Annotated in this window: 14 protein-coding genes; 6 read left to right on the top strand and 8 right to left on the bottom strand. The window is 40.1% G+C overall.

Annotated elements, in window-relative coordinates; all coding sequences use genetic code 11:
• Window positions 1–19: 19 nt before the first annotated feature.
• On the bottom strand, window positions 20–238 hold the full coding sequence (gene zapB, locus ACO5E4_RS07520; RefSeq protein WP_006719913.1) for a cell division protein ZapB: 219 nt from the start codon (window positions 236–238) through the stop codon (window positions 20–22).
• A 191-nt stretch (window positions 239–429) separates the two neighbouring features.
• Here zapB and glpX point away from each other — a divergent pair, with 191 nt between their 5' ends.
• The gene (glpX, locus tag ACO5E4_RS07525) at window positions 430–1,443 is read left to right on the top strand and encodes a class II fructose-bisphosphatase (protein WP_485862613.1); all 1,014 of its coding nucleotides are present in this window, start codon (window positions 430–432) and stop codon (window positions 1,441–1,443) included.
• 65 nt (window positions 1,444–1,508) lie between these two features.
• On the opposite strand, the gene cysE is transcribed toward glpX, so the two are convergent.
• The 4 genes from cysE to ACO5E4_RS07545 form a co-directional block, all read right to left on the bottom strand.
• Window positions 1,509–2,306, bottom strand: coding sequence for a serine O-acetyltransferase (gene cysE, locus ACO5E4_RS07530; RefSeq protein WP_314954276.1), 798 nt, complete (start codon window positions 2,304–2,306; stop codon window positions 1,509–1,511).
• A gap of 3 nt (window positions 2,307–2,309) precedes the next feature.
• A complete protein-coding gene (gene gpsA / locus ACO5E4_RS07535) occupies window positions 2,310–3,323 on the bottom strand; it encodes an NAD(P)H-dependent glycerol-3-phosphate dehydrogenase (RefSeq protein ID WP_485862738.1) in 1,014 nt (337 codons plus the stop codon).
• 76 nt (window positions 3,324–3,399) lie between these two features.
• Entirely contained in the window at window positions 3,400–3,906 is a 507-nt protein-coding gene (gene secB / locus ACO5E4_RS07540; RefSeq protein WP_314954273.1) for a protein-export chaperone SecB, read from the bottom strand.
• Between the two features lie 14 nt (window positions 3,907–3,920).
• Window positions 3,921–4,361: a rhodanese-like domain-containing protein gene (locus tag ACO5E4_RS07545; protein WP_454905949.1), complete on the bottom strand. Its 441-nt coding sequence runs from the start codon at window positions 4,359–4,361 to the stop codon at window positions 3,921–3,923.
• Between the two features lie 322 nt (window positions 4,362–4,683).
• Here ACO5E4_RS07545 and ACO5E4_RS07550 point away from each other — a divergent pair, with 322 nt between their 5' ends.
• The 3 genes from ACO5E4_RS07550 (at window position 4,684) to cydC (ending at window position 9,585) form a co-directional block, all read left to right on the top strand.
• Complete coding sequence (locus ACO5E4_RS07550; RefSeq protein WP_109433107.1) at window positions 4,684–6,006, top strand: anaerobic C4-dicarboxylate transporter; 1,323 nt, start codon at window positions 4,684–4,686, stop codon at window positions 6,004–6,006.
• 179 nt (window positions 6,007–6,185) lie between these two features.
• Window positions 6,186–7,934, top strand: coding sequence for an ABC transporter ATP-binding protein/permease (locus tag ACO5E4_RS07555; RefSeq protein WP_485862614.1), 1,749 nt, complete (start codon window positions 6,186–6,188; stop codon window positions 7,932–7,934).
• Window positions 7,927–9,585 carry a thiol reductant ABC exporter subunit CydC gene (gene cydC, locus ACO5E4_RS07560; protein WP_485862615.1) on the top strand — a complete coding sequence of 553 codons (1,659 nt, stop codon included), beginning with the start codon at window positions 7,927–7,929 and terminating at the stop codon, window positions 9,583–9,585. Before ACO5E4_RS07555 ends, cydC begins: the two co-directional genes overlap by 8 nt.
• A 280-nt stretch (window positions 9,586–9,865) precedes the next feature.
• Here the strand turns inward: cydC and ACO5E4_RS07565 are convergent, their stop codons facing one another.
• Both ACO5E4_RS07565 and ACO5E4_RS07570 read right to left on the bottom strand, forming a co-directional pair.
• Complete coding sequence (locus ACO5E4_RS07565) at window positions 9,866–9,958, bottom strand: methionine/alanine import family NSS transporter small subunit (protein WP_005702403.1); 93 nt, start codon at window positions 9,956–9,958, stop codon at window positions 9,866–9,868.
• 1 nt (window position 9,959) lies between these two features.
• Window positions 9,960–11,459, bottom strand: a complete 1,500-nt coding sequence (locus ACO5E4_RS07570) for a sodium-dependent transporter (protein ID WP_314954260.1) — start codon at window positions 11,457–11,459, stop codon at window positions 9,960–9,962.
• Between the two features lie 340 nt (window positions 11,460–11,799).
• On the opposite strand from ACO5E4_RS07570, the gene ACO5E4_RS07575 reads away from it, so the two are divergent.
• Both ACO5E4_RS07575 and ACO5E4_RS07580 read left to right on the top strand, forming a co-directional pair.
• Window positions 11,800–12,486 (top strand): rRNA large subunit pseudouridine synthase E, encoded by a 687-nt coding sequence (locus ACO5E4_RS07575; protein ID WP_485862616.1) that lies wholly within the window; start codon window positions 11,800–11,802, stop codon window positions 12,484–12,486.
• 4 nt (window positions 12,487–12,490) lie between these two features.
• Window positions 12,491–13,207 carry an MgtC/SapB family protein gene (locus ACO5E4_RS07580; protein ID WP_485862617.1) on the top strand — a complete coding sequence of 239 codons (717 nt, stop codon included), beginning with the start codon at window positions 12,491–12,493 and terminating at the stop codon, window positions 13,205–13,207.
• A gap of 37 nt (window positions 13,208–13,244) precedes the next feature.
• On the opposite strand, the gene ACO5E4_RS07585 is transcribed toward ACO5E4_RS07580, so the two are convergent.
• On the bottom strand, window positions 13,245–14,186 hold the full coding sequence (locus tag ACO5E4_RS07585) for a DUF3298 and DUF4163 domain-containing protein (RefSeq protein ID WP_485862618.1): 942 nt from the start codon (window positions 14,184–14,186) through the stop codon (window positions 13,245–13,247).
• Window positions 14,187–14,223 lie beyond the last annotated feature (37 nt).

Here is a 14,223-nt window from a genome sequence, read left to right on the forward strand (position 1 = left end):
TTGTTTTTTTATTAATCGATTAGATACCGTCAGTCATGCCTATGATGGAACGTAAACGCTCTTGAATATTTTGCTGTTCATTTCTTAACTGTTCGTTTTCACCACGTAATGCATCGTTTTCTTGTTGTGATTTGTTGTTTTTTTCTTTTAATTCTTCAACTTCTAATTGAAGTAATTGAATGGTTTCAACTGTTTGCTTAATTTTATTTTCTAATTGATCTAATACTTCGAATGACATAGTAATTTCCTCTAAAAAAATGGATAAAAGTGGCTTTATTCTACCTAGTTAATTGGTTTTATTAAAGCGGAGAATCAAATAATCTTTGAATTAATTACCCCTAAGAAAATTTCTGGATGTTTTTGGTATGCAAACGTTTGCTTAGTGATAAAATAAGCCGATTTTTTACTTCTCACTTTTAAGGAATTTCCATGAACAGATCATTAGCTATTGAGTTTTCAAGAGTAACAGAGGTTGCCGCATTAGCGGGTTTTGCTTGGTTAGGTCGCGGTGATAAAAATTCGGCTGATGATGCCGCCGTAAAAGCGATGCGTTATATGTTGAATTTAGTGCATATGGATGCAGAAGTCGTTATTGGAGAAGGGGAAATTGATCAGGCGCCAATGCTGTATATTGGTGAAAAAGTGGGATCCGGCATGGGTGAGTTAGTGTCGATTGTTGTTGATCCAATTGATGGCACGCGTATGACGGCAATGGGGCAAACTAATGCTATTTCTGTATTGGCGGCAGGGGGAAAAAATACTTTTTTAAAAGCACCTGATATGTATATGGAAAAAATGGTAGTTGGTCCGGAAGCAAAAGGTATCATCGATTTAAATTTACCACTTGAACAAAATTTGCGTCGGGTAGCCTCTAAATTAGGCAAATTATTATCTGACTTAACAGTAACGATTTTAGATAAACCACGTCATCAAGAAATCATTGATAAAATGCATCAATTAGGCGTGCGTGTATTTACTATTCCAGATGGTGATATTGCGGCATCGGTATTATGTTGTTTACCGGAAGCAGGAATTGATATGGTGTATGGGATTGGTGGTGCACCGGAAGGTGTTATTGCGGCGGCAGCAATTCGTGCTTTAGGGGGGGATATGCAATCCCGTTTATTACCTCGAAATGTTGTTAAAGGGGAAACACCAGAAAATAATGCACTGGCAGCAGAAGAAATTCGTCGTTGTGAAGGAATGGGTGTTCAAGTAAATACGGTATTACAGCTTGAACAATTAGTACGTGACGACAATTTAGTTTTTGCGGCCACCGGAATTACTAATGGTGATCTATTAAAAGGTATTCATCGTAAAGGCAATCTGGCAACTACGGAAACCTTATTAATTCGAGGAAAATCCAGAACAATCCGTCGTATTCAATCTACCCATTATTTAGACCGAAAAGACACCGCACTTTCCCGTTTAATAGGTGCTTAATAAATTTTAAAGTGCGGTCATTTTTGAGTATGTTTTTTAGGCTCAACCTTGAGATAGTGTTGAGCCTAAATATTTAGTTCCATTCCTAAATCAATAAAATTTTGGTTCATGTCAAATGCCGGTTTGGCATCTTTATCTTTTCCGATAATTCGTGCCGGTACGCCAGCAGCGGTGGCATAGTCAGGAATAGGTTGTAATACAACAGAATTCGCGCCGATTTTGGCGTATTTACCCACTTCAATATTGCCCAAAATTTTTGTACCCGCACCAATCATCACGCCTTCGCGAATTTTTGGATGACGATCACCGCATTCTTTCCCGGTACCGCCTAGGGTGACACCTTGGAGAATAGACACGTTATTTTCAATAACGGAGGTTTCGCCAACAACAATCCCTGTGGCGTGGTCAAACATAATACCATGGCCGATTTTGGCAGCAGGGTGAATGTCCACATCGAATGCAACAGAAATTTGGTTTTGCAGATAAATTGCTAACGCTTTACGGTTTTGTTGCCATAAATGATGGGTAATACGATAACTTTGAATAGCATGAAATCCTTTTAAATAAAGCAAAGGAGTTGACCAAAGTTCTACTGCAGGATCACGTTGACGAACGGCTTGAATATCAAAAGCAGCACATTCAATAATGCTTGGTTTTTCCTGATAGGTTTCTTCAATAATTTCGCGTAACGCAATGGCAGGCATAATCGTATTGGACAATTTATTGGCTAAAATGTAACTTAATGCACTGCCTAAATTATGATGTTTTAAAATCGTTGAATGGAAAAAACTGGCAAGCATAGGTTCGTTATCTACTAACTCTTTTGCTTCCTGACGAATGTTTTGCCAAACCGTTGATGACATGGATTATTCCTCTTTACGTTCTCTACCTAATAAACTCAATGCGGCTTCTTTAGCATTTTTGCCACAGAACAGGACTTGATAAATTTGTTCAGTGATAGGCATTTCAATGTGGTGTCGTTGTGCAAGTAAATAGGCTTCTTTGGTGTTGTAAAAACCTTCTACTACTTGACCGATATTATTCATTGCTGTTTGAGCGGAAAAACCTTGCCCTAACATCATGCCGAAACGACGGTTACGGGACTGGTTGTCAGTACAGGTTAAAACGAGATCACCTAAGCCGGACATGCCCATAAAGGTATTTGGATTTGCGCCTAGGGCGATACCTAAACGAGATATTTCGGCAATACCACGCGTGATGAGCGCTGTTCTAGCGTTTGCGCCAAATCCCATGCCGTCGGACATTCCTGCGCCAATGGCAATAACGTTTTTAATGGCACCGCCAAGTTGTACACCAAGCATATCGTTATTAATGTAAACGCGAAAATGTTTGCTGCAATGAATGCGTGCTTGAAATTGCAATGCAAATTCTTCATCGTTGGAAGCCAATGTGATTGCTGTCGGAAGACCAGAAGCCAACTCTTTGGCAAAAGTTGGGCCGGAAAGTACTGCTAAAGGATAGTGGTTGCCTAATTTTTCTTTGATAACGTTTTCTAACAAACGACCGGTATCTCTTTCTAAGCCTTTTGTAGCCCAAACAATACGGCTATCAGGACGTAAGTGCGGTCGAATTTTATCGAGAATTTCACCAAAACAATGACTTGGAACGGCTAATAATAAATCACGTGAAGCTTGAATGGCTTTGGCTAAATCCGTTTCTATTTGTAACGAATCGGGAAAAACAATCTCCGGTAAAAATTCTGTATTTTGTCGCTCGCTATCAAGTTTTTGCATTTTTATCGGATTATGTCCCCAAAGATGGGTTAAGTGTCCATTGCGGGAAAATGCGATAGCTAAGGCGGTACCAAAAGAACCGGCGCCTAAAACGGTAATAGAAGAATGAGTTAAGGTCGTATTCATCATTGACTCCTTGACGGATAAAAATGAGAGTAACGAAAAAATAGAACCCACTTTATCAAAAGTGGGTTTTTTGAGATTAATTTACTTTTGCTTGCTCGGCAGATTCTTGCTCTTGTTGTTGACGTTGTAAATATTCAACAAATAAAGCATCGAAGTTAACCGGAGAAAGATTTAATGCAGGGAAAGTACCGCGGTTGACTAAGTTAGAAACCAATTCACGGGCGTAAGGGAATAACATATTTGGGCATTGAGCGGTTAAGCAATGTGCCATTTGCATATCTTCTAAACCGCTAATGGTAAATACACCGGCTTGTTTCACTTCACAAATAAAAGCCACATCGCCGGAATCTTCTAAAGTCGTTTCAACGGAAATATTTAGGCAAACTTCGTATAAATCATCGGCTAGTTTGACGGTTTCAGTGGATAAGTCAAAAGCCAGTTTTGGTTTCCACTCTTGATTGAAAATGTGTGGCAAATTAGGTGCTTCAAAAGAAACATCTTTCACATAAATACGTTGAATTTGGAGTACCGCTTGGATTTCTTGTTCCTCGTTTTTTACAACATCTTTGTTTTCTTCGGTCATTTTTGTGTCCTTATTTATTTTTTAACTAAAGGTAAATTTGCTGCTCGCCAGCCGGCAAGGCCTTCTTTTAAGGAATAAACGTGATTAAATCCTTGTTTTGCTAAAATTTCAGCAGAAGAAGCGGAAGTCACACCGTTATCACAAACTAAAATAATAGGTGTCTCTTTATGCTGTTCAATTTTACCGATATTGTGATTTTTAATTTCGGTAGGAAGCAGATTTAAACTGCTAATGATATGGCCTTTATTAAAGTCATCTATTGAGCGTAAATCAATAACAACGGCATTTTGGTTGTTGATTAACGCAATGGCTTCAGTATTTTCAATCACTTTGGTTTTGCTTGTGGCTGATTTGATGAAGTGGTAGATAACCATTAGAAAAATAGCCACCCAAGCAACAACAATTAAAGAATGATTTTTGGCAAATTCAATTGCCATCGGCATAAATTCTTCCATATATTTCTCAATAATTAGGTTTAAAAATAAGGGCTCAAGTATAACTTTACTTTGACTATTTATCAAAAAGTTATTGTTTCTACGGAGAATGTTGATTTTGTTGAAATAATCATCAAATTTTATTTAAAATCTGACATGGATCATAATTTAATGAGAACATTCAAAATCAGCCATACTCAGTATTATGACATTCTTATATAATTAACCTGAATTTTGGGTTGTTAAATCCCTATTGCCTTGGAAAGGTATCTCTATCAAAATATAACTGAGTATAATTTCTTATACGTTATACAGATTTTATTTCATTCTCTAAGGAGGCAGTATGTCTGCTATGTTTTTACTTCAATTCGCCATCGTGTTGCTCTGTATTTTAGTTGGTGCACGTGTTGGCGGTATCGGTTTGGGTGTTTTTGGCGGCTTGGGGCTTGCTATCTTGTCTTTCGGTTTTGGCTTAAAACCGGCAGGTTTGCCAATTGACGTAATGTTTATGATTATGGCTGTGGTTTCCGCTGCAGCAGCAATGCAAGCGGCAGGCGGTTTAGATTATATGATCAAAATTGCTACCAATATTTTACGTCGTAATCCAAAACACATTACGTTTATTGCACCCGCAGTCACTTGGACTTTTACATTATTAGCCGGTACAGGCCACGTTGCATATTCTGTATTACCAGTCATTGCCGAAGTGAGCCGCCAAAATGGTGTTCGCCCTGAACGACCAATGTCTATGGCAGTTATTGCCTCTCAATTTGCTATTGTTGCCAGCCCGATTGCTGCAGCTGTAGTTGCAGTTGTGGCGTACCTTGAACCGCAAGGTATTCATTTAGGTGATGTGTTAATCGTCACGATTCCTTCCACTGTTCTTGGTATTTTCTGCGCGTGTTTATTTGTCAATAAAATGGGTAAGGAATTAAAAGATGATCCGGAATACCAACGTCGTTTAAACGATCCTAAATATGCCGAAGCCTTTAATTCAACTATTAGTGGAAAAGAACTTGAGATCAGCAAAACAGCAAAAATTTCTGTTTCTCTTTTCTTGTTTGGTGCATTGCTTGTTGTATTAATGGGGGCAATGCCTTCTCTTCGTCCGGTATTTGATGGCAAACCAATGGGTATGGCACATACCATTGAAATCATCATGCTATCTATCGGTGCGCTAATTATCTTAACCTGTAAACCGGATGGCACTGAAATTACCAAAGGTTCCGTATTCCACGCTGGTATGCGTGCGGTAATCGCTATTTTCGGTATCGCATGGTTAGGAGATACCTTAATGCAAGCTCACATTGAGGAAGTAAAAGATTTAGTTAAAGGTTTAGTAGAAACAGCGCCTTGGACATTTGCTTTTGCCTTGTTCGTGCTTTCTGTACTCGTAAACAGCCAAGGAGCTACCGTAGCGACCTTGTTCCCATTGGGTATTGCTCTTGGTATTCCACCGGCAATCTTGATTGGTGTGTTTGTTGCGGTAAACGGTTATTTCTTTATCCCGAACTACGGTCCAATCATCGCTTCAATCGACTTTGATACCACAGGTACTACTCGAATCGGTAAATACATTTTCAACCACAGTTTCATGCTACCAGGTTTATTAAGTATGGCATTTTGCTTAGGTTTTGGTTTGTTATTTGCCAATATCTTGCTATAAACTGATTTGAATTTTATACAAATAGCACCTTTCTTAAGGTGCTATTTTTTTTGTTTTAAATTTAAGCGTCAAATATAAAAACACCAAAAATTAGAATAAAATTAATTATCATTTGTTATAAAAATGTTATGATGTAGCCCTTTTTACTCATATGATTTTTTTAAGGAAAAATAAACGTTATGATGATTGATAAACGGCTGATAAACACAGTCGCGGATAGCAAAAAATGGATTGCTATTAATGTCTTATGGAACTGGGTTGCCTTAATTGGCGGAATTATAAGTGCAGTAGTGTTTGCCATTTGTTTGCAATGGGCGTTTGAACGCTCACTTACACTACAAAGTGCGGTCATTTTTACCGTTGTTTTGGTTGCTTGTCTGGCGTTGCGTGCTTGGGCGGGCAAAATGGCGGTGAAAGCCTCCTATAAAGCGAGTACGCAAGTGAAACATAAATTGCGCACGCTGATTTATCAAAAATTATCTTCCATGCCGCTGAATCAGGTTAACCAACAATCTACCTCTTCCGTGATCCAAGTGGCATCTGAAGGGGTGGAACAACTGGAAATTTATTTCGGTCGTTATCTTCCACAGTTGTTTTATAGCCTGCTTGCGCCGCTCACATTGTTTGTTTTCCTGGTCTTTTTTAATGCACCGACCTCGTTAATTCTTTTGGTTTGCGTGCCGTTAATTCCAATGTCCATTATTGCGGTAAATAAAATCGCGAAACGTTTGTTGGCGAAATATTGGTCTATTTATGTCGGGTTAGGCAGTAGCTTTTTGGATAATCTACAAGGTTTGATTACCTTAAAAATCTATCAAGATGACGATTACAAAGCCAAACAAATGGATATCGAAGCAGAGAATTTCCGTACCATCACCATGAAAGTACTGACCATGCAGCTGAACTCTGTTTCTTTAATGGATTTATTGGCTTACGGCGGTGCGGCACTCGGAATTTTGACGGCGCTTTTACAATACCAAGACGGCAATTTAAGCATTTTTGGTGTCATTTTATTCATTTTGCTTTCTTCCGAATTTTTCATTCCGCTACGCTTACTCGGTTCTTTCTTCCACGTGGCGATGAACGGCAAGGCGGCTTCAGAAAAAATCTTTACGCTGTTAGATACCCCGGTAGAAGAAAACAAAAGTGCGGTAGATTTTCCGGCTAAAAATGAAGTTACCGTGCAAATTAAGGATTTACATTTTGCCTATTCTGCAGAGAAACCGGCTATTAACGGATTAAACCTTGATATTCAACCGAAACAATTAACAGTTTTTGTGGGTAAAAGCGGTTGCGGTAAATCCACATTGGTTTCCTTGCTTATGGGCTTTTACCAAGCACAGCAAGGGGAAATTTTATTTAATGGCGTCGATATTAAACAAATTAACCGTCATTCCTTATATCGTCACGTTTCGTTGGTGAGCCACAGCAGTTACATTTTCAAAGGCAGCCTCAGAGAAAATATGTTGATGGCATTATCCGATGCTTCTGATGACGCTATTTATCAATGCTTGGAACAAGTAAATTTAGCGAATTTCGTCCGTGAAAACGGCGGGTTGGACATGATGTTATTAAGTCGCGGAACTAACTTATCCGGCGGTCAAATTCAACGTTTAGCGTTGGCGCGAGCGTTGTTGCACAATGCCGACTTATACGTTTTCGATGAAGCCACCAGTAACATCGACGTAGAAAGTGAAGAAATCATTCTGCAATTTATTCAACAGCTTAAACACGAAAAAACTATCGTCATGATTTCTCATCGTTTGGCGAATGCGGTAAATGCCGATCAAATTTATGTATTACAAAGCGGTCACTTGGCAGAATCGGGCGATCATGCTTCTTTAATGGCTGAAAACGGAATTTATGCAGAAATGTTTAATCAACAAAAGAACTTAGAAAATATCAGAACGGGGGCAAATCATGCGTAAGAACGGATTTGTCGTTATGTGGCAGCTCATGAAATTGGTGACGCCGTTGGCACATATCATGAGTTTTACGATTATTATGGGTACCCTCGGTTTCCTCAGTGCCATTTTTATTATGGTGCTGGGGGCGATGGGTTTGTCGGAATTACTTAATTTCCACTCCCACTTAAATTTATCGCAAATTTTGACCGCACTTATTGTGCTCGCAGTGGCGCGTGGCATTTTGCGTTATTTGGAACAAATGTCCGGCCATTACATCGCCTTCAAATTATTGGCGTTGTTACGCGACAACGTGTTCAGTGCATTACGTCGTTTGGCGTTTGTGAAATTGCAGGACAAACAATCGGGTCAGCTGCTTTCGTTGGTCACCAACGATATTGAATTGTTGGAAGTATTTTATGCGCACACCATCGCGCCGATCGCCATTGCCTTTTTAACCTCCGGTATCTTGTTGGCAGTGTTCGCTCATATTTCTTGGTGGTTCGTGTTGGTGGCATTTTTAGCATATGTCACCGTCGGTATTATTTTGCCTATCGTCACCACCCAAATGGCGCGTGAAGATGGTCGTAAATACCGTGACTTAGTTGGCGAAATGAATGATTTCTTCCTCGACAGCATTCGTGGCATGAAAGAAATTCAACTTTTCGGCAACGAGGAAAAACGTTTACAGGAAATCCACCAACGCAGTGAAAAAATCGACCAAGCCTTTTTAAAAATCAAACAACAAGAAGGCAACGTGCGTTCGTTCACGGAAATCGCGGTGTCTTTCTTCAATATCCTGATTTTATTGGTGGGCTTAACCCTCTTTGCTTACGATGACATTGATTTTGCCGGCTTGCTCATTGGTGTGATTTTATTGATGTCTAGTTACGGCCCGGTGATTGCTTTAAGTAACCTGTCTAACAACTTATTGCAAACCCTCGCCAGCGGTGAACGTGTCTTAGCATTATTGGCAGAACAACCGGAATTAAAAGACGTAGAAAACGGCGTGAACATCGCCGAAGTGCAGCAAATTAACGTGGAAAACGTCAGCTTTGCTTATGCGGACGAACAAATTTTGTCTGACGTGAATTTGCAGCTCAATAAAGGTGAAATTCTCGGTATTCATGGTCGTAGCGGTAGCGGTAAAAGTACGCTTTTGAAATTAATGATGCGTTTTTACGATCCGCAACAAGGCCGTATTTGCATTAACGATACGGACTTAAAAAACATTAATACGGTGAATTTGCGCGATAATATTGCTTACATCACCCAACAAACCTATATTTTCAATGAAACGGTGTATGAAAATATTGTGTTGGCAAACCGTAAGGCAACAAAAGAGCAAGTGATTGAAGCGGCGAAAAAAGCCTCTATTCATGAATTTATCATGAGCTTGCCGGAAGGCTACGACACCAAAATTACTGAAATGGGGAACAACCTTTCCGACGGTGAAAAACAACGTATCGGCATTGCCCGCGCCTTCTTGCACAATGCGCCGATTATTTTGTTGGACGAACCGACCAGCAATCTGGACAGCTTAAACGAAGCTATGATTTTGCAATCTCTGCTAAACGTGAAAGCGGAAAAATTGATTATCCTGGTAAGCCATCGTGCTTCTACCATGGCAATTTGTGATCAGGTTATTCCAATCGCCAACGGACGAATGTCATAGTTAAGGCTTGTTGAACGTCAAAGTGCGGTGGGTTTTCGAAGAGTTTTTTGAGAATGTAGCAGTTGTATAAAGCTGAAATTATGGTCACTGAGCTTGTTGAAGTGCAAGTAATTTCAGCTTCTCCGATACACAAAACGAATGCTTCGACAAGCTCAGCAGGCTTTTTGTGCATTTGCCAATAATACCGCGTGTTTTTTAAAACGGTCGGGAAAACCACCGCACTTTTCCCATAAAAAATCCCATCAAACATTTGATGGGATTTTTGTTTTTGAAAGCTAAATTATTCTTTTGGTAATCTGATGACGGAAACCAATAATCCGCCCCAGATAATGATAAGCGCGATAGCCATCATAATAATTGCATTGGTTGACATCTTATTTTTCTCCTTGTTTTTGTACGGTATGTTTCCACGGTAAACGGGAAAGTAAGAAGCTGATGATGACTAAGCCGATCGCCATGCCCCAGCCGAAGGTATTAACGAACCATTCAGGATAGCCTTCGTAGCCGTTTGCCAATACTTTAGTGGCTTCTTTGTAAAGCATGAACGCTAATACGCCGGTGGTAACCACAATGCAGGCTTTCCAGATTGTGCCGACTTTGAAAGAGCTGGTTTCGTTCAAGTGTTCACCAAGTTCTTTTAATCTGCCGGTAACGATAATAGAGAGTAAAGAGAAGAATGCCACAGCAACAATACCGAACATATTGACGAAGTTGTCCATGGTATCAAGCATCGGTAAGCCGGCTGCCGTACCAAACAATAAGGTAGACGCTACCATCATTGGTAAGCCAACCAAGAACGTGGCGTGTGCACGGCGTAAGCGTAATTTATCTTGTACCGCCGCAATGATAACTTCTAATACGGAAATGAAAGAGGTTAAGCCGGCGAAAACTAAAGAACCGAAGAATAACACGCCCAATAATTGACCTAACGGTGCTTGGTTAATGATGGTTGGGAATGCAAAGAATGCCAATCCGATACCGCCTTTGGCAACCTCGCTGACATCTTGTCCGTTTGCAACAGCGATGAACCCTAAAGCAGAGAATACGCCGATACCTGCTAAAACTTCAAAGCTACTGTTAGCAAAGCCAACGACTAAGCCTGCACCGGTTAAATCCGATTCTTTTTTCAAGTAAGAAGCATAAGTCAACATGATGCCGAAGCAAATGGAAAGCGAGAAGAAGATTTGGCCGTATGCGGCAATCCAAACACTTGGGTCGGCTAATTTTTCCCAGTTTGGTGAGAATAAAGCATCAAGACCTTTTTCTGCACCCGGTAAGAACAAGGAATAGACCACTAAGGTAATGAACATGATAACCAAAATTGGCATGAAGATAACGGAAGAACGTGCCACGCCTTTTTGTACGCCAAAAGAAAGAATCAACAACGTGATAATCCACACGGCAAGTAACGGACCGACAACAGTGTCAACAAAATCCAAGCTTAATGCCACCTCGCTTGCCATCTTAATGTGTTCATGTAAGAAGAAATCTACCGGGTTGCTACCCCAAGCGGAGCTGAAGGAATAATAAGCATAGCTTGCTGCCCAGCCAAGAATAACCGCATAGTAAAGACCGATAATCACATTGATCATCACTTGCCACCAACCGAAGGTTTCAAAGGCGGTTTTGAGCTTGCGATAAGCTAATGGCGGAGAGGCACGGAATTTATGGCCTAAAGCATAATCTAAAAAGAGCAAAGGAATACCGGCCGTTAATAACGCCACAATGTAAGGCAAAATAAAGGCACCGCCACCGTTTTCATAAGTAACATAAGGGAAACGCCAAATGTTTCCCAAGCCGACAGCCGAACCGATTGCCGCAAAAATAAAGGCTCTGCGTCCGGAGAATGTTTCACGTTTATGTGTTTGAGTCATGGAACAACCTGTTAAAGTTAAAAAAATGTTAGAGCGTCAATATAAATCAATAAAAACGGGAGTCAACAGATATAAATAACAAATTATAAAAATTTACGTTATTTTTTATTAATTTATTTATAATTTATGGTTTTTTATTCTGGTTTGTTGGTTGGTTTTTAGAATAAAAAAACGAGATTTATTAAAAAGCAACGTTAATTTGCTAAAAGGAGAAGTGAAAAGCCGAATAAAACGCTAATGATGAAAAAGTTCCCTATTTTGTGCATTTATTTTGGCCATAAATTTAGATTTTGCTTCAATTGGTGCTAAAGTATGCAAAATTTTTATGAATACCTTGTTTATGCAGCCAACATCTTTTCGGCGAAAACCCCAAAAATGGAGAAAACCAACGCAAAGTGCGGTTCATTTTAGTGGTGTTTCTAGATCTAAAATCGCGTTTTCTCAAACGCAAGTTATCCTGTTTAATAAACCCTTTGATGTGTTGTGCCAATTTACTGATGAAAATGGCCGCAGCACGTTGAAAGATTTTATTGATATCGCCGCGGTTTATCCTGTCGGGCGGTTGGATCGCGATAGTGAGGGGTTGTTGCTGTTGACTAACAACGGGGAGATTCAACATCGCTTGGCGGAACCTAAGTTTAAAATGGAAAAAACTTACTGGGTGCAGGTGGAAGGCGTGCCTGATGAAACCGCGTTAGAGCAACTTCGGCGAGGCGTGCAATTAAAAGATGGTATGACAAAACCGGCAAAAGTGCGGTTGATTTCCGAGCCGGATTGTTTATGGCAGCGTGTTCCGCCTATTCGCGAGCGAAAAAACATTCCTACATCGTGGTTAGAAGTTAAAATTTATGAGGGGCGAAATCGGCAAGTGCGCAGAATGACGGCGCATATTGGCTTTCCGACATTGCGTTTAATTCGTTATCAGCTTGCCGGTTTTACGCTCCAAAATTTAGCGCCCAAAACCTACCGCACTTTAACGCAAGATGAACTAAAACAACTTTATCAATCACTTGGATTAACAATTTAGCATTATGAGTAACCTATCTGTTTTCTTTGAAAGCTTGGCGCAAGACAGCCATTTCTTTATTTTCGTTAAAATGGCCTTTGCCATGGTACTGGGTGGTATTATCGGTTTGGAACGCGAATTAAAAGCCAAACCCGTGGGGGTAAAAACCTGCATGATTATTGCGGTGACTACTTGTGTGTTAACCATCGTTTCCATTCAATCGGCCGAACATTATGCCCAAGTATCAGAAAACATTCGTACTGACCCAATGCGTTTGGCGGCTCAGGTGATTAGCGGCATCGGTTTCCTTGGTGCAGGCGTGATTTTGCGTAAACATAACGATGCCATTTCCGGTTTGACCACCGCAGCAATTATTTGGGCGGCCGCAGGTATAGGCATTGCTTCTGGTGCCGGATTCTATTTTGATGCGATTATTGCCACTTTCATGATTTTAATTGCCATTCGTTTGAGTCCGTATGTGCATCGTTGGGTGCGTCGTTATGAGAAAAAGAAGAAAACCCGTATTACTGCCATATTGGCGTCTCCGTCGGCGGTCGGGCAGTTTATCCAGCTGCTACATACCCATAACCATCTTGTTGAAAATATTAATATGAAAGATCAGGCAAACGGTGAGACTAAATTGACGATTCGTTGTACGATTAATGATAAAGATACCATTCACGAATTGTATTTATTACTGAAGAATGAACCGGATGTACTGAGTTTAGAATTAGAGAACTAAAAAAATCCCCAAGTATGTACTTGGGGATTTTTGTTTGTTATTCAACGTAACTTTTTCCTAAAAATTTAAATGCCGGCGTTAACAAGGCTTTGATTTCATCATCATATAAAGACAGGCGCAGTTCCTTTTCACCTTCTGCATAAGGGCCAAGGGCATAAAGCGGATAGACAAACACAATGCCATCTTGTGAAAAATAGAAATTATCACTGAGGTAAAAATCGGCTTTTGCGGTGAAAGGTTCTTGTCGCTCGCCGTTATCGCCACGAGATTCATTTTGGTAAATCTCCCATAACAATGTTTTAACTTTGCTTTGTTGTGCTTTAGCAAAGACATCGTCTAATCGAATGACGGCTTTTTTGTCTAAATCAACGTTCACAAAATGGGTTGAATACATCCCATGCGCACCGCCGGAATAGCCATAATAGTGGAGGGTGAAGGTGGCTAAGTTTTCCTGCTGTCCTAAATATTCCATGCCGACTCTATATTCCATGCCGACTCTATATTCCATGCCGACTCTGGTTTTTGCTGCCAAGATTTCATACTCTCTCGCTTCTTTTAGGATTTCAGCCATGTCTTTCTCTAATCGTTCAATAAACTGCTGTTTATTTTCGATTTTAGGCGCCCCTTCCACATTGAATGACGTAATGACTTCATTTAATAACAAGGCATTTAGCCAATCCAAATTAGTTTTTAACATCGTAATATCGAATTCGACTTTATTTATGGAAGTGTCATCGGTGCCTTTTGTAGGTGAAATGACTTCTGATTTTTGGAAGAGGACTTCCGGTTCTACTTGAATTGCTTGATGCTGCGCCAAATCCAAAACCTGTCTTTGCAAGGTATTCACTTGTGCATTTAGCTGCTCGATCGTTTGGGTTTGTTTTTTGACTTGTTCGGAAAGCGCATTTTTTTCTTCATCATTGCAGCCGGTAAGCGTTAAACCGGCGACGGCTAAAGCAGAAATGAGCAGTTTTTTCATGGAAACTCCTTGTATAAAATGTTGTGAAAATCGACCG

The sequence above is a fragment of the Aggregatibacter sp. genome, assembly GCF_057314075.1.

Coding starts and splice junctions, on each gene's coding strand:
- ACO5E4_RS07585 (WP_485862618.1), bottom strand. CDS start 14,186: ATGAAAAAACTGCTCATTTCTGCTTTAGCCGTCGCCGGTTTAACGCTT.
- zapB (WP_006719913.1), bottom strand. CDS start 238: ATGTCATTCGAAGTATTAGATCAATTAGAAAATAAAATTAAGCAAACA.
- ACO5E4_RS07580 (WP_485862617.1), top strand. CDS start 12,491: ATGAGTAACCTATCTGTTTTCTTTGAAAGCTTGGCGCAAGACAGCCAT.
- ACO5E4_RS07565 (WP_005702403.1), bottom strand. CDS start 9,958: ATGTCAACCAATGCAATTATTATGATGGCTATCGCGCTTATCATTATC.
- ACO5E4_RS07570 (WP_314954260.1), bottom strand. CDS start 11,459: ATGACTCAAACACATAAACGTGAAACATTCTCCGGACGCAGAGCCTTT.
- ACO5E4_RS07550 (WP_109433107.1), top strand. CDS start 4,684: ATGTCTGCTATGTTTTTACTTCAATTCGCCATCGTGTTGCTCTGTATT.
- ACO5E4_RS07575 (WP_485862616.1), top strand. CDS start 11,800: ATGCAGCCAACATCTTTTCGGCGAAAACCCCAAAAATGGAGAAAACCA.
- cysE (WP_314954276.1), bottom strand. CDS start 2,306: ATGTCATCAACGGTTTGGCAAAACATTCGTCAGGAAGCAAAAGAGTTA.
- secB (WP_314954273.1), bottom strand. CDS start 3,906: ATGACCGAAGAAAACAAAGATGTTGTAAAAAACGAGGAACAAGAAATC.
- glpX (WP_485862613.1), top strand. CDS start 430: ATGAACAGATCATTAGCTATTGAGTTTTCAAGAGTAACAGAGGTTGCC.
- ACO5E4_RS07555 (WP_485862614.1), top strand. CDS start 6,186: ATGATGATTGATAAACGGCTGATAAACACAGTCGCGGATAGCAAAAAA.
- ACO5E4_RS07545 (WP_454905949.1), bottom strand. CDS start 4,361: ATGGAAGAATTTATGCCGATGGCAATTGAATTTGCCAAAAATCATTCT.
- gpsA (WP_485862738.1), bottom strand. CDS start 3,323: ATGAATACGACCTTAACTCATTCTTCTATTACCGTTTTAGGCGCCGGT.
- cydC (WP_485862615.1), top strand. CDS start 7,927: ATGCGTAAGAACGGATTTGTCGTTATGTGGCAGCTCATGAAATTGGTG.